This is a genomic window from Shinella sp., from assembly GCF_049651085.1.
Classification (GTDB): domain Bacteria; phylum Pseudomonadota; class Alphaproteobacteria; order Rhizobiales; family Rhizobiaceae; genus Shinella.
Genome location: NZ_JBASBL010000030.1, coordinates 20,036 through 40,924, shown reverse-complemented (window position 1 = coordinate 40,924; position 20,889 = coordinate 20,036). Strand labels below are relative to the sequence as shown.

General features: G+C 64.4%; 23 protein-coding genes. 13 read left to right on the top strand and 10 right to left on the bottom strand.

The window, feature by feature from the left end; translation table 11 throughout:
- Positions 1-88 precede the first annotated feature (88 nt).
- Complete coding sequence (locus tag WA950_RS20885) at positions 89-253, top strand: hypothetical protein (protein WP_411036440.1); 165 nt, start codon at positions 89-91, stop codon at positions 251-253.
- A 189-nt stretch (positions 254-442) separates the two neighbouring features.
- On the opposite strand, the gene WA950_RS20880 is transcribed toward WA950_RS20885, so the two are convergent.
- The gene (locus WA950_RS20880; protein WP_424553664.1) at positions 443-1,561 is read right to left on the bottom strand and encodes a DUF475 domain-containing protein; all 1,119 of its coding nucleotides are present in this window, start codon (positions 1,559-1,561) and stop codon (positions 443-445) included.
- 387 nt (positions 1,562-1,948) lie between these two features.
- Between WA950_RS20880 and WA950_RS20875 the strand changes: the two genes are divergently transcribed.
- From WA950_RS20875 to ppa, 5 genes are all read left to right on the top strand, one after another.
- Positions 1,949-4,012 (top strand): M3 family metallopeptidase, encoded by a 2,064-nt coding sequence (locus WA950_RS20875; RefSeq protein ID WP_424553663.1) that lies wholly within the window; start codon positions 1,949-1,951, stop codon positions 4,010-4,012.
- A gap of 147 nt (positions 4,013-4,159) precedes the next feature.
- Positions 4,160-5,722: an alkaline phosphatase D family protein gene (locus tag WA950_RS20870; RefSeq protein WP_424553662.1), complete on the top strand. Its 1,563-nt coding sequence runs from the start codon at positions 4,160-4,162 to the stop codon at positions 5,720-5,722.
- A 113-nt stretch (positions 5,723-5,835) separates the two neighbouring features.
- A complete protein-coding gene (typA, locus tag WA950_RS20865) occupies positions 5,836-7,662 on the top strand; it encodes a translational GTPase TypA (protein ID WP_424553661.1) in 1,827 nt (608 codons plus the stop codon).
- A 204-nt stretch (positions 7,663-7,866) separates the two neighbouring features.
- The gene (locus WA950_RS20860) at positions 7,867-8,373 is read left to right on the top strand and encodes an N-acetyltransferase family protein (protein WP_424553660.1); all 507 of its coding nucleotides are present in this window, start codon (positions 7,867-7,869) and stop codon (positions 8,371-8,373) included.
- A gap of 257 nt (positions 8,374-8,630) precedes the next feature.
- The gene (gene ppa, locus WA950_RS20855) at positions 8,631-9,164 is read left to right on the top strand and encodes an inorganic diphosphatase (RefSeq protein WP_424553659.1); all 534 of its coding nucleotides are present in this window, start codon (positions 8,631-8,633) and stop codon (positions 9,162-9,164) included.
- A gap of 4 nt (positions 9,165-9,168) precedes the next feature.
- On the opposite strand, the gene WA950_RS20850 is transcribed toward ppa, so the two are convergent.
- From WA950_RS20850 to hemC, 8 genes are all read right to left on the bottom strand, one after another.
- A complete protein-coding gene (locus WA950_RS20850; protein ID WP_424553658.1) occupies positions 9,169-9,483 on the bottom strand; it encodes a DUF167 domain-containing protein in 315 nt (104 codons plus the stop codon).
- The gene (locus WA950_RS20845; RefSeq protein WP_424553657.1) at positions 9,480-9,776 is read right to left on the bottom strand and encodes a YggT family protein; all 297 of its coding nucleotides are present in this window, start codon (positions 9,774-9,776) and stop codon (positions 9,480-9,482) included. Before WA950_RS20845 ends, WA950_RS20850 begins: the two co-directional genes overlap by 4 nt.
- 157 nt (positions 9,777-9,933) lie before the next feature.
- Positions 9,934-10,650: a glutamine amidotransferase gene (locus tag WA950_RS20840; RefSeq protein WP_424553656.1), complete on the bottom strand. Its 717-nt coding sequence runs from the start codon at positions 10,648-10,650 to the stop codon at positions 9,934-9,936.
- A gap of 3 nt (positions 10,651-10,653) precedes the next feature.
- A complete protein-coding gene (locus WA950_RS20835) occupies positions 10,654-11,139 on the bottom strand; it encodes a TerB family tellurite resistance protein (protein ID WP_424553655.1) in 486 nt (161 codons plus the stop codon).
- A 26-nt stretch (positions 11,140-11,165) separates the two neighbouring features.
- Positions 11,166-12,761 carry a heme biosynthesis protein HemY gene (locus tag WA950_RS20830; protein WP_424553654.1) on the bottom strand — a complete coding sequence of 532 codons (1,596 nt, stop codon included), beginning with the start codon at positions 12,759-12,761 and terminating at the stop codon, positions 11,166-11,168.
- Between the two features lie 13 nt (positions 12,762-12,774).
- Complete coding sequence (locus WA950_RS20825; RefSeq protein WP_424553653.1) at positions 12,775-14,028, bottom strand: COG4223 family protein; 1,254 nt, start codon at positions 14,026-14,028, stop codon at positions 12,775-12,777.
- 98 nt (positions 14,029-14,126) lie between these two features.
- On the bottom strand, positions 14,127-14,852 hold the full coding sequence (locus WA950_RS20820; RefSeq protein ID WP_424553652.1) for a uroporphyrinogen-III synthase: 726 nt from the start codon (positions 14,850-14,852) through the stop codon (positions 14,127-14,129).
- Between the two features lie 3 nt (positions 14,853-14,855).
- On the bottom strand, positions 14,856-15,785 hold the full coding sequence (gene hemC, locus WA950_RS20815; RefSeq protein WP_424553651.1) for a hydroxymethylbilane synthase: 930 nt from the start codon (positions 15,783-15,785) through the stop codon (positions 14,856-14,858).
- A 73-nt stretch (positions 15,786-15,858) separates the two neighbouring features.
- Here hemC and tsaD point away from each other — a divergent pair, with 73 nt between their 5' ends.
- From tsaD to WA950_RS20790, 5 genes are read left to right on the top strand one after another with little or no spacing between them, the layout of a single operon-like run.
- Positions 15,859-16,953 carry a tRNA (adenosine(37)-N6)-threonylcarbamoyltransferase complex transferase subunit TsaD gene (gene tsaD / locus WA950_RS20810; RefSeq protein WP_424553650.1) on the top strand — a complete coding sequence of 365 codons (1,095 nt, stop codon included), beginning with the start codon at positions 15,859-15,861 and terminating at the stop codon, positions 16,951-16,953.
- On the top strand, positions 16,950-17,936 hold the full coding sequence (locus WA950_RS20805; protein WP_424553649.1) for an NAD(P)H-dependent glycerol-3-phosphate dehydrogenase: 987 nt from the start codon (positions 16,950-16,952) through the stop codon (positions 17,934-17,936). Before tsaD ends, WA950_RS20805 begins: the two co-directional genes overlap by 4 nt.
- 35 nt (positions 17,937-17,971) lie before the next feature.
- The gene (locus tag WA950_RS20800; RefSeq protein ID WP_424553648.1) at positions 17,972-18,265 is read left to right on the top strand and encodes a YciI-like protein; all 294 of its coding nucleotides are present in this window, start codon (positions 17,972-17,974) and stop codon (positions 18,263-18,265) included.
- Positions 18,266-18,272: 7 nt separating this feature from the next.
- A complete protein-coding gene (locus tag WA950_RS20795) occupies positions 18,273-18,704 on the top strand; it encodes an EVE domain-containing protein (RefSeq protein WP_424553647.1) in 432 nt (143 codons plus the stop codon).
- A 19-nt stretch (positions 18,705-18,723) separates the two neighbouring features.
- Positions 18,724-19,389 (top strand): class I SAM-dependent methyltransferase, encoded by a 666-nt coding sequence (locus tag WA950_RS20790; RefSeq protein ID WP_424553646.1) that lies wholly within the window; start codon positions 18,724-18,726, stop codon positions 19,387-19,389.
- On the opposite strand, the gene WA950_RS20785 is transcribed toward WA950_RS20790, so the two are convergent.
- Positions 19,370-19,801 carry a hypothetical protein gene (locus WA950_RS20785; protein ID WP_424553645.1) on the bottom strand — a complete coding sequence of 144 codons (432 nt, stop codon included), beginning with the start codon at positions 19,799-19,801 and terminating at the stop codon, positions 19,370-19,372. The two genes, WA950_RS20790 and WA950_RS20785, sit on opposite strands and share 20 nt — an antisense overlap.
- 299 nt (positions 19,802-20,100) lie before the next feature.
- Here WA950_RS20785 and sdhC point away from each other — a divergent pair, with 299 nt between their 5' ends.
- Together sdhC and sdhD are read left to right on the top strand one after the other, a co-directional pair.
- Entirely contained in the window at positions 20,101-20,493 is a 393-nt protein-coding gene (sdhC, locus tag WA950_RS20780) for a succinate dehydrogenase, cytochrome b556 subunit (protein ID WP_424553644.1), read from the top strand.
- Between the two features lie 11 nt (positions 20,494-20,504).
- Positions 20,505-20,885 carry a succinate dehydrogenase, hydrophobic membrane anchor protein gene (gene sdhD, locus WA950_RS20775; RefSeq protein ID WP_424553643.1) on the top strand — a complete coding sequence of 127 codons (381 nt, stop codon included), beginning with the start codon at positions 20,505-20,507 and terminating at the stop codon, positions 20,883-20,885.
- The last annotated feature ends 4 nt before the right edge of the window (positions 20,886-20,889 follow it).

Genomic DNA, 20,889 nt, shown 5'->3' with positions numbered 1-20,889 from the left:
ATGGCTGGGCTGAGATTCCGTCGCTTGTACTTTGAGGCCCTGAACGCCATCTTGTGCTCGTAAGCTAAAACAGAAAGCGAGCAATCCAATGACCACCCTCCGCAATTCCTTCGCCCAGGGCTTCTTCGGCCGGGCCTTCGCCGTACTGAGCGCTGCCAACGCAGCCGCCGCGGCTGTCGAAGGGCACCGTCGCCCGAAGGATCGCGACCTGAAGACGCTCGGCATCAATCCTGCCGATTTCCCGCGCGTCTGACGCGACAGAGAGAATTCTTCCAATGAAAAGGCCCGCTGGTCGCAAGATCAGCGGGCCTTCTGTATTTCGGGATCCGTGTCTGTTTGGTTTTACTTCGTCAGACGCCTCATCCCCGGGTCGAGCCCGAGGATGCAGGAGGAGAGGGTTCCAAAGTGGAATAGCCGGCCGTCGAAACGGCCGGCCCGATATTCAGGCGTTCTCGCTGATCCGGCTCGCCACGTGGTCGGAGCCATGCGTGCCGGCACGAAGCTCGAGTTCCCTTTCGCGCCTGTTGTAGCGGATGGAGGACCAGAGCGAGATGCCGATCAGCGTTGCGCCGCCGAGGCCGGTGATGACTTCGGGAATGTGCACCAGCGTCTGGCAATACATGACCACCGAGAGGATCAGGATCGCGTAGAACGCGCCATGCTCAAGGTAGCGGTACTCGGCAAGCGTTCCCTTCTCCACCAGCATGATCGTCATCGAGCGCACATACATGGCGCCGATGCCGAGGCCGATGGCGATGATGAAGAGGTTCTGCGTCAGCGCGAAAGCGCCGATAACGCCGTCGAACGAGAAGCTGGCATCGAGCACTTCCAGATAGATGAACGCGCCGAGGCCGCCCTTGGCCGCTTCCGACATCGCCTTCTGCGAGGCGTCGAGCAGGCCGCCGACGACTTCCACTGCAAGGAAGGTCAGGAGGCCGTAGATGGCGGAGAAGACGAAGGTGTTGGCGTCCTCGCCCTCGAGCAGGTTCGAGAAGAGGATGATCAGGGCGAGAACGAAGGCGATCTCGATGCCCTTGACGGTCGCCGAACGGGCCATGTGCTTCTCGATGAAGCCGATCCAGTGCACGTCCTTCTCATGGTTGAAGAAGTAGGTGAGGCCGACCATCATCAGGAAGGTGCCGCCGAAGGCGGCGATGGGCAGGTGCGCCTCGCTCATGATGCGGGCATATTCCTGCGGCTCGCGTGCGGCCAGCACGAGCGCTTCGATCGGGCCGATGCGGGCGGCGATCACCACGATCAGCAGCGGGAAGACGATGCGCATGCCGAAGACGGCAATCACGATGCCCCAGGTCAGGAACCGGTGTTGCCAGACCGGCGTCATGTCCTTGAGCTTGTTGGCGTTCACGATGGCGTTGTCGAAGGAGAGCGAGATCTCCAGCACCGCGAGAACGGCACAGATGAAGAAGACGGTCGCCATGCCGGCGAGCGTGCCTTCCGTCTGCCAGCCGAGCCAGGCGCCGAGCGCAAGGCCGATGGCCGTGAAGATGAAGGCCCATTTGAGATAGGAGAGGGTGGTTTTGCCTTCGCCGTTGCCGATCATGACAGCGCCTCCATGCTGGGAGCCATGGAAGAACGGGAAGTGCGATTGCGCATGCCGCAACGGGCATGCGGGTCAGGCATGGTCAGGATTTTCATGTGCGTTTGAATCCGCCGGCTAATTGCTGGCGGTACCGACATCACGAGAGCGCCGTAAAACTCTCGCCAGAGGGGCCCGGCACCAGGGTTCACCGCGGCAGATGATGTCAAAAGGCCACGGATCAGCGGTGTTTTCACCGAAGTTTGCGTCCGCGTCAAGAGGCAGGGTGCCGCAAGCCCACAACGCGGCCACCCGCCATCGGTTCCCGTATTTTCTGAAGGTGCCCTGTACCACACCCCTCGCTCATCCCTATATTCGCTGCACGATGATTTGCCGAAAGGACCAGACCCCATGACTGAAACGCGCATCGATCCCGCCCTCGTCGAATGGACCGGCCTCAATGGGCTGCCGCGCTTCGATCTCGTGCAGGACGAGGCCTTCGCGGCAAGCTTCGACGCGGCGCTGGCGGCGCACGAGGCGGAGATCGACGCCATCGCCGGCAATCAGGAGCCGCCGAGTTTCGAAAACACCATCGTCGCGCTGGAAATTGCGGGTGATGCGCTTTCGCGCGTCTCGGCGCTCTTCTGGAGCCGTGCCGGAGCCAACACCAACGACACGATCCAGGCGCTGGAACGCGAGGTCGCGCCAAAAATGTCGCGTCACTATTCGAAGATCGGCACCAATGCCGCGCTCTTCAAGCGGATCGATACGCTGTGGGAGGGCCGCGAGGCGCTCGACCTCTCGCTGGAGCAGACCCGCGTGCTGGAGCGGCACTGGAAGGGGTTCGTCAAGTCGGGCGCAAAGCTCGAAAAGCCTGAGCAGGACCGGCTTTCGGAAATCAACGAGACGCTTGCCGGTCTCGGCGCGAAATTCGGGCAGAACGTGCTCGCCGACGAGAAGAACTGGGTGCTCTACCTCGAAGAAGGTGACGGCCTCGATGGACTTCCGGACTTCCTGAGGGATGCGATGGCGACCGCCGCGCGCGAGCGCGGGCATGACGACGGGCGCTTCGCGGTTACCCTGTCGCGCTCGATCATCGAGCCGTTCCTCACCTTCTCCGCCCGCCGGGACCTGCGGGAACAGGCTTTCCGCGCCTGGGTGGCGCGGGGGGAGAACGAGGGCGAGACGGACAATCGCGGCATCGTCAAGGATACGCTGGCATTGCGCGCGGAAAAGGCCGGGCTGCTCGGCTATGACAGCTTTGCCGCACTGAAGCTCGACAACACCATGGCGAAGACGCCGGGAGCGGTGAACGGCCTTTTGATGCAGGTCTGGGAAAAGGCGGTGGCGCGGGCCCGCGAGGAAGAAACCGAGCTTGCCGCCCTCGTCGCCGAAGAAGGGCGCAATCACGAGGTCATGCCCTGGGACTGGCGCTACTACGCCGAAAAACTGCGCGCGAAGAAGTTCAGCTTCTCCGAGGCGGAGCTGAAGCCCTACTTCCAGCTCGAAAAGATCATCGATGCGTGTTTCGACGTCGCCGAGCGGCTCTTCGATGTCCATGCCATCGAGAAGAAGGACGTGCCCGTCTATCATCCGGACGTTCGCGTCTTCGAGATCCGTGATCGCAACGACAAGCTCGTCGCCATGTTCCTCGGCGATTATTTCGCGCGGTCCTCCAAGCGCTCCGGCGCCTGGATGAGCTCCTACCAGAGCCAGCACCGCCTGCCGCTTGCGAACGGCGCGGTCGGCGAGATACCGATCATCTACAATGTCTGCAACTTCGCCAAGCCTGCACAAGGCAAGCCGGCGCTGCTTTCGCTGGACGACGCCCGCACGCTCTTCCACGAATTCGGCCATGCGCTGCATGGCATGCTGTCCGATGTCACCTATCCGTCGGTTTCGGGCACGGGCGTTTCGCGCGACTTCGTGGAACTGCCGTCGCAGCTCTACGAACACTGGCTGACGGTGCCGGAAGTCCTGACGCGCTATGCGGTGCACTACCAGACGGGCGAGGCGATGCCTCAGGCCCTGCTCGACAAGGTACTCGCCGCCCGCACCTTCAATTCCGGTTTCGCGACGGTGGAGTTCACCTCCTCCGCGCTGGTCGACATGGCGTTCCACACGCGCGGGCCGGTGGAGGATCCGATGGCGGTGCAGGCGGATGTGTTGCAGAAGATCGGCCTGCCGGCCTCTATCGTCATGCGCCACGCGACGCCGCATTTCCAGCATGTCTTTGCCGGTGACGGCTATTCGGCCGGCTACTATTCCTACATGTGGTCGGAAGTGCTGGACGCCGACGCCTTCGCCGCCTTTACCGAGACGGGCGATGCGTTCAATCCGGCCATGGCCGCGCGGCTGAAATCCTACATCTATGCGGTGGGTGGCTCCGTCGATCCGGAAGACGCCTACAAGGCCTTCCGCGGCAAGCTGCCGAGCCCGGAAGCGATGCTGGAAAAGAAGGGGCTGGCTGCCTGAAGAGGCGCTCGGCAAGGCCGAGCCGCCTCCAGCCGCGTCATCGTCCCGTCACCGAACTTTGGGTGAACCGTCATCGTTCCGTTACCGGACTGACATGCCGCAGACCCATGGTCGGCCCCTCGATTTGCGGGCTTGACCGGAGGTGGCATGGCGATTGTACCGGAGACGCTGACGCGGCGTTCCTTCCTTCTGACGGCGGGCGCGGGCGCGCTTGCCACGTCCTCGGCGCTGGCCGTGCCCTATTATGCACGGCGCCATGGCAGTCCGGTCTTTTCCCACGGGGTGCAGTCCGGCGACGTCGATTGCTCCTCCGGCATGGTCTGGGCGCGAACCGACCGGCCGGCAGAGGTGACGCTGGACTATTCGACCACCGAGAGTTTTGTCGATGCGGTGCGTCTGCCGCTGCAGAAGGCGAGCCTTGGCACCGACAACACCGTGAAGGCGATGCTGCAGGGCCTGTTGCCGGACCAGGACATCTTCTACCGCTTCACCGCGACGGATCCCTATTCCAGCCATCTCGTTTCCGAGCCCATCGTCGGCCGGTTTCGCACGGCGCCGATGCGCAGCCGCTCCGTCCGCTTCGTCTGGTCGGGCGATACGGCGGGGCAGGGCTGGGGCATCGACGATGTCGGCATGAAGACCTACTCGACCATGCTGCGCCACGAGCCGGACTTCTTCATCCATTCGGGCGACACGGTCTATGCGGACGGGCCGATCCCGGACGAGATCAAGCTGCGTGACGGCGGCGTCTGGAAGAACCGCATCGTCACCGACGAGAAGCGAACCGTGGCGCGCACGCTGCCTGAATTTCGCGGCCAGTGGAAATACAATCTGCTCGACGAGCATCTGCTTTCCTTCAACAGCCAGTGCCCCACCTTCTTCCAGTGGGACGACCACGAGGTGCTGAACAACTGGTCGCAATCGAGCGACCTGACGGGCGACCGGCGTTATGCGGAAAAGGATATCGGAATCTATGAAGCCCGCGCGCGGCGCGCCTTCCACGAGATGACGCCGATCCGTTATTTTCCCACCGAGCCCGGCCGCATCTTCCGCAAGGTCGCCTACGGTCCGTTGCTCGATGTGTTCTTCGTGGACCTGCGCTCCTATCGCAGCCCCAACCGGGGCGGCACGGAAAACGGCCTGTTCGGCTGGCGGCAGGCGGACTGGCTGCGCCGCGAGCTTGCTGCCTCGCGCGCCGTCTGGAAGGTGATCGCCTGCGACATGCCGCTCGGCCTCGTCATCTGGGACGATCACGCCAGCAGCCTCGGCTATGAGGGCGTCGCGGATGGTCTCAACGGTCCGCCGGCGGCGCGAGAGCGGGAAATTGCCGACCTTCTCTCCTTCATGCGCGACCATGCGATCCACAATGTAGTCTGGCTGACGGCGGATGTGCATTACACCGCCGCCCATCACTACGATCCGTCGCGCGCGAAGTTCCAGGAGTTCAACCCGTTCTGGGAATTCGTCTCCGGGCCGCTGCATTCCGGCACCTACGGGCCGAAGCCGCTCGACATGACCTTCGGACCAGAGGTGCGCTTCATAAAATCATCCAAGGGCGGTATCGACAGCAATCTGCCGCCTTCCGCCGGCCTGCAATTCTTCGGTCTCGTCGATATTCATGGCGCGAGCCAGGAGATGACCGTGCGCCTCATGGACAGGGAAGATCAGGAGCTCTGGCGGATCACCTTGCCTCCAATTCGCTCGTCCTGACGCAACAGAGTTGCAGCCCTCCCCTTTCGCATTTGCGGAAAAACATGTAAGAGCCCGGCCATTGAAGACGGCGCCTTTTTGTTTAGCGCGCCCCGAACCTCAGAGATTATACCATGTCTATCCGCAATATCGCGATCATCGCGCACGTCGATCATGGCAAGACCACGCTCGTCGATGAGCTCCTGAAGCAGTCCGGTTCGTTCCGTGAACACCAGCGCGTCGCCGAACGCGTCATGGACTCGAACGACATTGAAAAAGAACGCGGCATCACCATTCTCGCCAAGGCCACCTCGGTCGAATGGAAAGGCACGCGCATCAACATTGTCGACACGCCCGGCCACGCCGACTTCGGCGGCGAAGTGGAGCGCATCCTGTCGATGGTGGACGGCGCGATCGTTCTCGTCGACAGTTCCGAAGGCCCGATGCCGCAGACCAAGTTCGTGGTCGGCAAGGCGCTGAAGGTCGGCCTGAAGCCGATCGTCGCGATCAACAAGATCGACCGTCCCGATGGCCGTCATGAGGAAGTGCTGAACGAGGTCTTCGACCTGTTCGCCAATCTCGACGCCACCGACGAGCAGCTCGATTTCCCGATCCTCTACGGTTCGGGCCGCAACGGCTGGATGAACGTCAATCCGGAAGGCCCCAAGGACGAAGGCATGGCGCCGCTGCTCGACCTCGTGCTGAGGCACGTGCCGGAGCCGACGGTTGCCGAAGGCCCGTTCCGCATGATCGGCACGATCCTGGAAGCCAACCCCTTCCTCGGCCGCATCATCACCGGCCGCATCCATTCCGGCTCGATCAAGCCGAACCAGGCCGTCAAGGTTCTCGGCCAGGATGGCAAGCTCATCGAAAGCGGCCGTATTTCGAAGATCCTCGCCTTCCGCGGCATCGAGCGCACGGCGATCGATGAAGCCCATGCGGGTGACATCGTCGCTATCGCCGGTCTTTCCAAGGGCACCGTTGCCGACACGTTCTGCGATCCGTCGGTCGCCGAAGCCATGACGGCGCAGCCGATCGATCCGCCGACCGTCACCATGTCCTTCATCGTCAACGATAGCCCGCTTGCCGGCACCGAAGGCGACAAGGTGACGAGCCGCGTCATCCGCGACCGTCTGTTCAAGGAAGCCGAAGGCAACGTCGCGCTGAAGATCGAAGAAGCCGAAGGCAAGGATTCGTTCTACGTTTCCGGCCGTGGTGAACTTCAGCTCGCCGTTCTGATCGAGACCATGCGTCGCGAAGGTTTCGAACTGGCCGTGTCGCGTCCGCGCGTCGTCATGCACAAGGACGAGAACGGCACCACGATGGAGCCGATCGAAGAAGTCGTCATCGACGTTGACGAAGAGCATTCGGGTATCGTCGTGCAGAAGATGTCCGAGCGCAAGGCCGAGATGACGGAGCTTCGTCCGTCGGGCGGCAACCGCGTTCGCCTGAAATTCCTGGCGCCGACCCGTGGCCTGATCGGCTACCAGTCGGAACTTCTGACCGACACGCGCGGCACGGCTGTCATGAACCGGCTGTTCCACGACTACCAGCCCTTCAAGGGTGCGATCGGCGGCCGCGTCAATGGCGTGCTGCTGTCGAACGGTTCGGGCGAAGCCGTCGCCTACGCCATGTTCAACCTCGAAGACCGCGGCCCGATGATCATCGAGCCGGGCGAAAAGGTCTATGCGGGCATGATCATCGGCATCCACAGCCGTGACAACGACCTCGAGGTCAACGTGCTGAAGGGCAAGCAGCTCACCAACATCCGCGCCGCCGGCAAGGATGAAGCCGTGAAGCTGACCCCGCCGATCCGCATGACGCTCGACCGGGCGCTTTCGTGGATCCAGGACGACGAACTGATGGAAGTGACGCCGAAGTCGATCCGTCTGCGCAAGATGTTCCTCGACGCCAACGACCGCAAGCGATTCGAAAAGCAGCGCTCTGCCGGCGCCGCATAAGCGGACGGTCCCAGAACGAGACAAAGATCGACCCCGGCCCTGTGCCGGGGTTTTTCATGTGTGTGCCATCGTTTTGCGACTTGTGACGCTTGTTAAAAAAGCGTTAACTTTCTGCGTTGCCGCCGCCAACTCGCCTGTGGGCAAGGAGGGTCTTCGCCTGGAGCGGGATTCCGGCGGCACCGGTGCGGGAATAAGAGTCGTGTTATGAAAACACTGTCGATCGATGTGCGGCGCGCCGAGCCGCAGGATGCACGCGCGATATCCGAGACGCATCGGGTGTCGTGGCTGCAGGCCTATGGCGGCCTTATTCCGCACAAGCCGCTCAACCAGATGGTCGATCGCCGGGACGAGATCTGGTGGCGCAAGGCGACGCGCGGCCCTGCCACGCTCCTGGTGCTGGACGTGGCCGGTACGGTGGCGGGCTATGCCACGCTCGGCCTCAACCGCGCCCGCGCGCTGCCGCAGGAAGGCGAGATCTACGAAATCTACCTGCGCCCCGAATATCAGGGCATCGGCCTCGGCAAGCTGCTGTTCGGCGAAGCGCAGCGGCTGTTGAAGTCCCTCGGATGCAGGGGGATGATTGTCTGGTGCCTCGAGGATAGCGACCACGCTCATGATTTCTTCCGGTCCGCCGGCGGGCGCGACATTGCCGAGGGCATGGAAAGTTTCGGTGACAAGGAACTCAAGAAGATCGGTTTCGTCTGGTCCTGACGCTTTTCCACCAGCCGGCGGGCAGCGCCCGTTCATCGAGGATTGCTTTCTTCCGGGCCATTACGGTTCGATGCGGCGATAAACGACGCTGCGGCACATCTTCACCGGACATCCGGCGGGCTCGGCAAACGATTAACGGGCAGCTTTCACCATTGCGCCCGGCTTTGTCGGGCTTGGGCGAAAGTCATGTTGCGCCGCAACGGGATTCGCATTAGGAAACCCGCAAATCACTCCGTTTCCACCTGAGGGGATTACCCATGCGTATTGATGCGATTTCCGTTGGCAAGAACCCGCCTGATGATGTGAATGTCATTGTCGAGGTGCCGGTCGGCGGCCACCCGATCAAGTACGAGATGGACAAGGAAGCCGGCGCGCTGATCGTCGACCGCTTCCTCTACACGCCGATGACCTATCCGGGGAACTACGGCTTCGTGCCGCACACGCTGTCGGAAGACGGCGACCCGATCGACGTCCTGATCGCCAACACGCGTCCGCTCGTTCCGGGCTGCGTCATCAACGTGCGCCCGATCGGCGTTCTGGTCATGGAAGACGATGGCGGCAAGGACGAGAAGATCATCGCCGTGCCGGTGCCGAAGCTGACGCGCCGCTACGACAAGGTCGAGAACTACACGGACCTGCCGGAAATCACGCTGAAGCAGATCGAGCACTTCTTCACGCACTACAAGGATCTGGAGCCCGGCAAGTGGGTGAAGATCGCCGGCTGGCAGGGCGTCGACGTCGCCAAGAAGATGATCCTCGAAGCAGTCGAGCGCCACAACGCACAGAAGTAAGCGCTCAGCGCCTTGCGGCGCTTTCGAGCCTGACGATCGTATCCTCCGGGTCGCCCTCGATCCGGAGGATTTTCTTTCTCTGGGTGTCGCCGGAAACAAGGCTCACGGCCGATTTCGGCACGCCCGCCGCCTTGGCGATAAGCGCCACCAGCGCCTTGTTCGCCTTGCCCTTGTCGGGCGGATCGCTGACCCGCGCCTTCAGATGGTTTTCGCCGTCGGCGCCGGTTTCCCAGCCGTCGATCGCGTCGCGCCCTCCGTTCGGCGTCAGCCGCACGGTCAGGCGCACATGATCGCCGTGGCGCCTGAGCGCCTCCGTCACGGGGCCAGGAGCGCCGGGGCCAGCACGCTGCGGATTATCTGCTCCAGGAAGAACAGGATGACGAGCACGACGAGCGGCGAAAGGTCGACGCCGCCGAAATTCGGCAGGATGCGGCGGATCGGACGGTAGATCGGTTCGGTCAGCTGGTAGAGCGAGCGACCGATGGTCGCGATCACCTGATTGTTCGCGTTGATGACATTGAAGGCATAGAGCCAGGAGAAGATCGCCGAGGCGATCACCAGGAACCATGCAATGCTGATGATGAACAATAGGGTGTTGATGACCGCTATCATTGACGTCTCCAATTGTGTTTCGTGCTGACATGTAGCCATTGCCGGCCCTGCCAGCAAGGCCGAGGCCATGCAGCAGGCCAAGATGTTTAATACGAATGGTTTTTCATCGGCGTCATTGCGGACGCAAGGCCGCTTTTCACATTTGCCGGAATTGTGCTCAGGCTTCGTGGAAAACCCGGTCGAGAAAGGCCGTCATCCAGGCTCGCAAGGCCATGTCGTGGAGGAGGCGGCCATCGAGATGGGCGCGGCCGGCCTGCGCGCCCGGAAGATCGAAGCGATGCGCGCCGCGCACCACCCAGCGATGCATCATGGCCAGCGTCAGTTCACCGTGGAACTGGATGCCCCAGGCATTGTCGCCGTAGCGGAAGGCCTGGTTCTCGTAGTGGTGGCCGGTGGCGAGCAGCGTTGCGCCGGAGGGAAGATCGAAGCCTTCGCGGTGAAACTGGTAGACCATCTGCGGCCAGGACATCAGCGCCGTGCCGGCCTCGGTCGCCTGCAAGGGATACCAGCCGATTTCCGCCCAGCCTTCCGCATGGCCGAAAACCGCGCCGCCGAGGTTCTTTACCAGCATCTGGGCTCCGAGGCAGATGCCGAGAAAGGGGCGGTTCTCCTTCAGCGGCACCGAAAGCCATTCGATCTCGCGGCGCAGATAGGGCTCGTCGTCATTGGCGCTCATCGGCCCGCCGAAAACGACGGCGCCGGCATGATGTTCGAGCGTCGCGGGCAGCGGATCGCCGAGCACCGGGCGGCGGATGTCGAGTGCATGGCCCATCTGCTGCAGGATCTGCCCAACGCGGCCGGGGCTGGAGGTCTCCTGGTGCAGGACGATGAGGACGGGACGCCTGGTGCGTGCCTTGATGGGCAGATCGAGCATGGCTCAGCCTTCGTCCGTCGCCTCTCCGTCCACCGCCGCGCCAACCCTTCCGGCCACTTCCTGCCGCTTCATGATGCGCTCACGGCCCGAGACGCCCATCAGGTCGGCGATGCGCCAGATGGCGTGATCCTCCATCTCGCTGCGCTCGCCATCCGCATAGACGATCTCCCACAGCAGGCCGATCAGGTCGATGCGCTGCTCTTCCGACAATTGCCGTTTCAGCTCGGAGGTGAAGCGGAAGAAATCGATCGCCTCGCTCTCCGCATCGGTGCCCGCAGCGATCAGGGCGTCGAGTTCGGCTTCGTCCAGTCCGTAGAACTCCTTGAAGCGGGCGCGCAGCGCCGTCTTCTCGACGTCCAGTATCTTGCCGTCCGCCTCCATCACCTGGATGCAGAGCCCCATGACGGCGACCCGCGGGTCATCGGCGGCGAAGGCCGGCTTGTCGCCGCCGGAAAGACTCACGAGAAACTGCTGCAAGCGTTCAAACATCGATGGTTCGCCTCGTGTTTTCAATTTCAGAACAATCGGAAGCTCGTGGCGGCTTCGCGCTTTTCCGTGACACCTTCCTTCACGCCCGGATCGTCCGGCAGGCCATGGAAGGGGCGCTCTTCTGCTGCTGCGGCTGTTTCCACCTTCGCGTTTTCCGGCACCACGGTCTTAACGGCAACAGGCTCCACGACCGCAGCCACAACGACCGGCTTCTTGACGTCCTTTACCACCTCTTCGACCCGCATGGCGGGCTTCGCCTCGATGGCGCGCGGCGGCAGGGTGCGGATGGCTTCGTCGACGGCGTCGGTCGAGCCCTCCTCGATCGGGCCTTCCAGCGGGCTGACCGGCGTCTTCCATTCGAAGGCGTCGATGCGACCGTTGACCGGTGAGACGGCGCGCCATTCCGGCGACGTGATGCCGTCGGCGGTCCAGGCGGGATCGCGCGGCGCCTTCAGCGCCTGGTTCATCCAGTGACGGATGCGGCCCTGGTCACCGCTTTCGGCATCCTCGATATCGGCGAGCAGCAGGAAAGCGCTTTCGCGCGGCGATAGGCGGGCGGCGGCTTCCGCCTTGGCGCGGGCCAGCGCGAAGTCGCGCGTTTCCAGCGCGGCTTCCGCGACGGCATACAGCCCTTCGGCATTGTTCGGGCGCATGGCCTCCAGCTTTTCCGCCCGCTTCAGGCGGTCGGCGGCCGAATCGCCGCTGCGGGCGCGCACATAAAGCTTCGCTACATCGCCGTGCGCCGTCGCCTTCCAGAGCTTTTCGAGGATCGAGGCGGCCTTGCGCAGATTGTCCTCACGCAGGTAGGCCTTTGCCTCGATGAGGCCGGCCGGCACGAAATTCTCGTCGAGTTTCAGTGCCTGATGGGCATCCTCGCGCGCTCCCTTCGGGTCTGCATCGAGCTTTGCCGATGCGCGGGCGGTGAGCAGCACGGCCTTGCGGCGGGCATAGGTCTTCTTGTCTTCGGGCGAGGCGGATCGGCCGTCGCCGAGAAGCTTCAGCGCCTCGTCCCAGTCGCCGGCTTGCGAGCGATATTCGAGAGCGGCTTCCGTTGCCCAGGGCAGCTGCGGCGCCTTTTCGGCGGCGCGTTCGGCATATTGCCGGGCGGCCTCGTTGGCGCCGAGGCGGCGGGCCTCGAGATAGAGACCGCGCAGGCCAAGTTCCCGTGTTTCCGGGTCGTCGGCCATCAGCTCGAATTTCTTGCGCGCGTCGTCGTAGCGGCCCTCGATCATCGCGGCCTGCGCTTCGAGCAGGTGGATGAGCGGCTCCTGGTCGGCGCTGATGAGGCCCCTGGTGCGGGTCAGCATCTTGCGCGCATTGACGGCGTCGCCCGCGCCGGCTGCGATCAGGCCGGTCGAGAGCGCCTGGTAGCCGCGGTCGCGCTTGCGGGCGCGGAAATAGCGCTGGATCGAATGTGGCGAGGTCCACACGACGCGCACCAGCCACCAGCAGAACATGACGGCGGCGACCAGCGAGACGACGAGCGTCGCGGCGACCATGAGGCTCATGTCGGCGCGCTGGCCCTGCCAGATGATGGAGAGTTCGCCGGGGCGGTCGGCAAGCCAGGCAAAGCCGGCGGCAAGCGCAAGGACGAAGAGGGCGAAGACCAGAATGCGAATCATGAAGCCGTTCTCCTCAGCCCTGGTTGGCGGTGCCGGTTGCCGGGCCGTTCAGGGCGCCGGAAACGACCGTGCCGATCAGTTCCTCGACGGCAACGCGTTCGTCGAGCTTGCGCTTGTAGTCCGTCGCTGCGGCCTGGCCGTTCTCCGGCAGGGTCTGCCATTCGATCTGCGCGCCCTTGAAGTCGCCGTTCTGCAGCCGCGTCTCGATGCGGGCGACGACCGCCTCGGGACTGTCGCCCTCGACGCTGCCGACCGGGCGCACGCGGATGGCGGAAGCGGCGCTCGACATCAGGCGATTGAAGATGCCCTGATCGCCTTCCGGCTGATGCACGGCGTCGAGGATGGTTTCGGCCGCCGGCTGGAAGTCGCGCACGAGGTCAGAACGAGACGGCACGCCGATGGCGGCATGCTCACGCAGGCCCGCCAGGGACGCATCGTCCGGCGCAACGCTGGCGAAGGCTTCCAGCTCGGCGAGATAGGAGCCGCCGCGGTCGATGGCGGTCTTCAGCGCGCTCGCGGCGACCGCGCGGGCCATCTCGATGTCGCTGCGCGGCTCGTCGAGCTTTTGTTCGGCGGCGGCGATGCGCTCTGTCAGCTGGCTTTCCGTCGTGTTGACCGCCTCGGTGGTGCGGGCGATGGCCTCGCGCAGCGCCGTAAGCTCCGTCGTCAGGCGGGACACGTCGCCTTCCAGCTTCGTGACGGCTTCCGGATTGGTGCCGGCAGCAGCCGTGCCTTCGCCGGCCGATGTTTCGAGTGCCGCGATGCGCGTCTCGATCGGCTGGAGATCGACCGGGCTTGCGGCCGGGATTTCGGAAAGGCGGGCCTTCAGCGCCTCGATCTCGCTGGAGAGGCTCGCGACAGCGCTGGTGTCGGCAGCCCGTTCGGGGGCGAGGGTCGGCAGGTAGCCGCCATATTGCAGGCTGCCGGCGCCGAGCAGCGCAATCAGGCCGCCGAGAATGCCCGCCGCAAGCGGACCGGCATTGCCGCGCGGGGCAGGCGCCGGGGGTTCGGCGTGCAGGGGCTCGTTCACGGGCTCCTCATAGGTCGCGCGGGCGGGTTCGATCGGCTCCTGCTTTTCCTCGAAGGCCGGGCCGGTGGCCCCGGACGCAGGGCTTTCGACGTTTTCCGTTTCTGCCGTCGTGGCGGCGGCCTTTTCGTCGGCCGCGCGCGTCTCGTCGTCACTTGCGGAAGCGGGAACCGCTTCGAGATCGATCGTCATGGGCTCGTCGCCGGTCTTCTTTCGACGGGACGGGGTTTCCGGTTCCATGGCGACCTCCTCGCGTTCATGTGCATTGCACTAAAGGTAGACAGGGAAGGCAGGGAGGGAAAGACCCTTGCGGCAAATTCGTCGGCCGCGGCCTGCCTTCAGAGGAGGGCCAGCAGGCTTTCCTCGTCGGGTGCAGCGGCGATGGCGGCCTGTTCGGCAAAGCGTTCCGGCACGGCGGCTGCGACATTGGGGCTCATGCAGAGCATGCGCGTTGTGTCGAACCGGCCCGGCATTTCGCTGAACGGCGCGAGAGCAAAAAAGGCTCGGGCGCTTTCCCGCGAATAGAGCAGGACGGCATCCGGCACCGGCTGCAGCAGGGCGGCCATCGTTTCGGCGCGCGAAAGCGCGAGCGGCACCATGCGATAGCTCTCGACGGTGCGGAACGGAATGTTCGCCTCCTGAAGCCGGCTCTCGAAGCCGGGTGCGCGCGGATTGCCCGCGAGATAGAGGAGGGGCGCGGTGGTCCTGCCGTTCTCACGCGCATGCGCGGCGATCAGCCTGGCGAGGTTCTCGCCATAGCCATCTGCATGCAGGACGGTGGAAAAGCCGATGTCGCGCATGGCGTCGGCAGACGCCTGCCCGACGGCGAAGACGGTGGTCGACAGGTGGGGCGTGCGTTCGTCGCCGAGCCCGCCCAGGAGACGCGCCATCTCCGCGCTGGTGATGGCGATCGAGGCATGAGGTCCGGCAAGCGCCGCCCTCACCGCATCGACATGGTGCTCGGCCCGCGACAGCGGCAACAGCGCCGTCTCATGTCCAAGCGCCGCGAGCCTGCCGGCGGTGCGGGATGCCGAAGGCTGGGGACGAAGGACGAGGACGCGCATGGATCAGCCCCAGCTTTCGAAGAAGTCCGCTCCGGCCCTGGCGCGGATCGTCTCGCCGGCTTGCTTGCCGATCTGCTCGGCGTTGGAAATCGGGCCGCTCGCCTCGATTTCATGGAACTCGCTGCCGTCCGGCGTCAGGATCATGCCGTGGAACTGGAGGTGGTCGCCATCGATCGTCGCATAGCCGGCGATCGGCGTGCGACAGGAGCCGTCGAGCGTGGCGAGGAAGCCGCGTTCGCAGGAGACCGCAACATGGGTCGCCCGGTCGTCGATGGCGGAAAGCAGTCCGGCGGTGCGCGCGTCACCGATGCGGCTCTCGATGCAGATCGCGCCCTGCGCCGGTGCCGGCGGGAAGGAGACGGGATCGAGGAGCTCCGTCGGCACGTCGAGCTTGCCGAGACGTTTCAGGCCGGCATAGGCGAGCAGCGTCGCATCGGCCTCGCCCTGGGCGAGCTTGGCGAGGCGCGTATCGACCTGGCCGCGGAAGACAATGACGTTGAGGTCGGGGCGAAGCCGCCGGATGAGGGCCTGGCGGCGGAGCGAGGCCGAGCCGACCGTGGCGCCATGCGGCAGGTCGAGGAGGCGCTTTGCGGTTCGGCCGATGAAGGCGTCGCGGATGTCCTCGCGCGGCAGGAAGGCGGACAGGTGCAGGCCTTCCGGCAGTTTCGTCGGCATGTCCTTGGAGGAGTGCACGGCGAAGTCGAGTTCGCCGGAGGATAGCTGCGCCTCGATCTCTTCCGTGAACAGCCCCTTGCCGCCGATCAGCGCCAGCGAGCGGTCGGTGATGCGGTCGCCCTTCGTCGAGAGCACGACGACCTCGAACATCTCTTCCGGCAGGCCGTGCGCGGCCATCAGGCGCGAACGGGTCTCGTGGGCCTGGGCGAGCGCCAGCGGGCTGCCACGCGTGCCGATCCTGAAAGGTTTTGTTTGCATCCGTCTTGATCCATTGTTACCGGGATGTCTCGTAACCGGGTTTCCGGCCTATCGCAATCAATCCAAGTGCTTCATGTCGTCCCATCTGACCATCCTCGGCATCGAAACGAGCTGCGACGAAACCGCCGCTGCGGTTGTCATGCGCGATGCGCAGGGCAGGGGCGAGATTCTTGGCGAGGTCGTTCTGAGCCAGCTCGAAGAGCATAGCGCTTATGGCGGCGTCGTGCCGGAAATTGCGGCGCGCGCCCATGTCGAGGCGCTCGACAGCCTGATTTCGGAAGCGCTGCTGCGCGCCGGCCGCTCCCTTGAGGATGTCGATGCCATCGCCGCGACGAGCGGGCCGGGGCTGATCGGCGGCCTTATCGTCGGGCTGATGACGGGCAAGGCGATCGCGCGGGCGACCGGCAAGCCGCTTTACGCCGTCAATCATCTGGAAGGCCATGCGCTGACGGCGCGGCTGACGGACGGGCTTTCCTTCCCCTATCTCATGCTGCTCGTTTCCGGCGGCCATACCCAGCTCGTGCTGGTCCGCGGCGTCGACGACTACGAACGCTGGGGCACGACCATCGACGACGCGCTCGGCGAGGCCTTCGACAAGACGGCCAAGCTGCTCGGCTTGCCCTATCCCGGCGGGCCTGCAGTGGAGCGCATGGCGAAGAATGGTGATCCGAAGCGTTTCACCTTCCCGCGCCCGCTCGTCGGCGAGGCGCGGCTCGATTTTTCCTTCTCCGGCCTCAAGACGGCGGTGCGCCAGGCGGCGCAGTCGATCGAACCAGTGACGGATCAGGACATCGCCGACATCTGCGCTTCCTTCCAGCGCGCCGTCTCGCGCACCTTGCAGGATCGCATCGGCCGCGGTCTGGAGCGGTTCCGCAGGCTCCATCCGGATAGCGAGGCGCCGGCGCTCGTCGTTGCCGGGGGCGTGGCGGCGAATGCGGAATTGCGCACGACGCTGCAGGCGCTGTGCGACAAGCACAAGTTTCGTTTCATCGCGCCGCCGATGGCGCTCTGCACCGACAATGCCTCGATGATCGCCTGGGCGGGGCTGGAGCGCATGGCGGCCGGCTTTGCGCCGGACGATCTTGCGGTCGCGCCGCGCTCGCGCTGGCCGCTCGACCGGGAGGCAGCGACAAAGCTCGGATCCGGCAAGCGGGGAGCCAAGGCATGACGATCAGTTCGAAAATCGCCGTTGTCGGCGCCGGCGCTTTCGGAACGGCGCTGGCAAGCGTCGCCGCGGCTAGCGGCGGCGACGTCACGCTGGTCGGCCGCGACGCCGCTTCCGTCGAGACCATGCGGACCCTGCGCCGCAATGAAAAGGCGCTGCCGGGCATCGACCTGCCGGAAGCGCTCGCCTACAGCGCCGATGTGGAAGCCATTCGTGGGGCAGGCATCGTGCTCTTCGCCATGCCCTCGCAGGCGCAGCGCGAGGCCGCGCGATCCCTCGCGCCGCTGCTGGCGCCGGGCACGGCGGTCGTCATCTGCGCCAAGGGCATGGAGAAAGGCACCGGCCGGCTGCTGACGGACGTGCTGGAGGAAGAACTGCCCGGCCGCGAGATCGCGGTTCTGTCCGGGCCCGGCTTCGCCGCCGATATCGCCAGGGGCCTGCCGACCGCGATGGTGATTGCGGCGCGCACCGGCGAGATCGGCGCGGCGCTGGCACTGGCGCTTTCCGGACCAACCTTCCGCCTCTATCCCTCCACCGACCGTGTCGGCGTGCAGCTTGGCGGGGCGCTGAAGAATGTACTGGCGATCGCCTGCGGCATCATCGAGGGCGCCCAGCTCGGCGATTCGGCCCGCGCGGCGCTGATTTCACGCGGCCTTGCGGAATTGTCGCGCTTCGTCGAGGCGCATGGCGGGGAAGGCATCACGGTGACGGGCCTGTCCGGCCTAGGCGACCTCGTGCTGACGGGCACCAGCCACCAGTCGCGCAACCTGCGCTTCGGCATCGCGCTGGGCCAGCATGGCAATCCGGCCGGCTGGTCGGGCGATCTCGTGGAGGGCGCATTTGCCGCGTCCGTCGCTTCGGGCGTCGCCGCAGACAAAGGCATCGACATGCCGATCACCGACGCCGTCGCCCGCATCATCGACGGCACACTCGACGTCAAGACCGCCATCGGGCAGCTCATGACGCGCCCGATCACCCAGGAATGACCGAACGGCCAGAAACCAACAGGAAGGATCGCTTCATGCATTTCGCATTCATCTGCACGGACAAGCCCGGCGCACTCCAGGTTCGCCTCGACACGCGCCCCGACCATCTTGCCCATCTGAACGCGCTGAACGCCGACGGCAAGCTGGCTTTCGCCGGCCCCTTCCTCGGCGATGACGGCAAGCCGACCGGCAGCCTTGTCGTGGTCAAGGCCGAGACGATCGAAGAGGCGCGGCAGATCGCGGAGAGCGACCCCTATGCGAAAGCCGGGCTCTTTTCCGATGTCCAGGTGAATGCCTGGAACTGGGTCTTCAACAGCCCGGAGGCATAAGACCTCCATGGCATACTGGCTCTACAAGTCCGAACCCTTCAAGTTCTCCTGGGAAATGCTCAAGTCGAAGGGCGAGGCCGGCGAGGAATGGGACGGCGTGCGCAATTACCAGGCGCGCAACAACATGCGGGCCATGCAGATCGGCGACAAGGGCTTCTTCTACCACTCCAACGAAGGGCTGGAAGTCGTCGGCATCACGGAGGTCTGCGCGCTGTCGCATCCCGACACGACCGCCGGTGCTGATCCGCGCTGGGAGTGCGTCGACATCCGCGCCGTGTGCGATGTGCCGCGCCCGGTATCCCTGAAGGACGTCAAGGCCAACCCGAAGCTCGCCAACATGGCGCTCGTCACCTCCATGCGCCTTTCGGTGCAGCCCGTGACGGAGGACGAGTGGCTCGAAGTCTGCCGCATGGCTGGCCTCGACAACCCGCCGCGTTAGAGCAGTTCCGGAAAAGCCCGTGAAAACCGAGCCGGAAGCCTTCATTCGCGACAACACGGACGTGCTGTCGCCGCCGCATGTGCCGGAGGTCAGGCTGAGGCTGGCCACCGATGCGCATGCGCTTTGGCTGAAGACCGAAGAGGAACTGGAGGAAATCGGGTTGCCGCCGCCCTTCTGGGCCTTCGCCTGGGCAGGCGGGCAGGGGCTTGCCCGCCATGTGCTCGATCATCCGGCGCTGGTCGCGGGGAAGTCGGTGCTGGATTTCGCCGGCGGTTCCGGCCTTGTCGGCATCGCGGCAAGCCGGTCCGGCGCTTCCGCAGTGCTTGCCGCGGATATCGATCCCTGGAGCGAAACGGCGATCCGGCTGAACGGCGCGCTCAACGGCGTTACGGTCGACTATACGGCCGAGGATCTTGTCGGCCGCGATGCGGGCTGGGACGTGGTGCTTGCGGGCGACGTCTTCTACGATCGTGCCTTTGCCGATGGGATCATTCCGTGGTTCACGGTGCTGGCCGCGCGCGGCGCCACGGTGCTCGTCGGCGATCCCGGCCGGGCCTATTGCCCGCGCGAACGCATGGAGGCGCTTGCCACCTATACGGTGCCGGTGACCCGCGCGCTGGAAGATAGCGAAGTGAAGAAGACGACGGTCTGGCGGTTTGCGTCCGTTAAAGACCGGGGCGAATGACGCAGACGCCGGCTTCCCATGAGCAGCCGCTGAGCCCCGGCGTCACGATGATGATCTTCGGCCCGCTACGCTCGCGCTTCGCCGTCCGGCCGGGCCGTTCGATTGCGCCGTCATTGTCGATATAAAAGTAGGTGCCGTTTCCACCGTCGCGATAGGCTGCAATCGCGCCGCCGTAGAAATTGCCACCGCCTTGCGCGTATTCGCGATCGCTTCTGCTGTAGCGAAGCCGGGTGCTCAGTCCGCCGCCATGGCCTTCCCGCTCGAGGGTCGGGAGCAGCTTGTGTCGTGAATGGTGGCCGTGATGGCGGGGCTGCCAGCCGTCACGGGCGTCGGCGGCCGTCATGCCGCCTGCGACAAGCACGACCGCCAGCCCTATGACTTTGGTCGCACGGAGCGCTGATAACAGAGTCATTCTGTCCTGCCTTCCGCATTACGCTTAACAAATCCTTAACGTTAAGATGGGGCAGGTGAGGGCGAAAGTCACGGATTTGCTTATGGATTCCACGACTGTGGTTAACGCGGGCGGAGCGTGCCGCGATGGTGCAATTCGGCTGCATCCTCTAATCGATTAAATTCATTTTGCACTGCAATGAGGCTTGTGGTTCCGCTTTCCGGTGATTAAACGTCGCAATCACTGCATTGTGCACAACATACTGCAATTCCGGAGAAATTCTGTCCAGTTTTGGCTCTCCGGGGTTCCGTGAGGTTCAGATGGCGAATGTCACTCGAAGCCGGCCGCTCTCGCCGCATCTCCAAGTCTATAAGCCGATCCCGACGATGGTCATGTCCATCGTGCACCGCATTACCGGTATCGCGCTCTATTTCGGCACCGTTCTGGTTGCCTGGTGGCTGATCGCCGCCGCCTCTGGTGAGGCCTATTTCGATTGGGTCAACTGGTTTTTCGGCACGCTGGTCGGCCGTCTCGTCCTCTTCGGCTATACCTGGGCGCTGATGCAGCACATGCTCGGCGGCCTTCGCCACTTCATGTGGGACATGGGTCGCGGCTACGACAAGCACTTTTCCACGAAACTTGCGCTTGCAACTCCGGTCGTTTCCGTCGCCCTGACGGTGCTGGTCTGGGTCGTCGGCTACCTGGCCCGCTGAGGAGAGTTCCCATGGATATGCGCACGCCCCTCGGCAAGGTTCGCGGCCTCGGTTCGGCAAAGGACGGCACGGAGCATTTCTGGCGCCAGCGCCTGACGGCCGTCGCCAACGTTCCGCTTCTGCTTTTCTTCGTCGGTTTCCTCATCTGCTACAATGGCGCCTCCTTCGCTGAAGTGACGGCCGCCCTGTCGCATCCGATCGTCGCCGTCCTCATGGGCCTCGTCGTCATTTCCGGCCTCATTCACATGAAGCTCGGCATGCAGGTCGTCATCGAGGACTACGTGCACGCCGAAGGCGTGAAGATCGGCCTTCTCATGCTCAACACCTTCTTCGCGATCCTGGTCGGCGGGCTCTGTCTTTTCGCCGTCCTCAAAATCGCTTTCGCAGGATAATCCA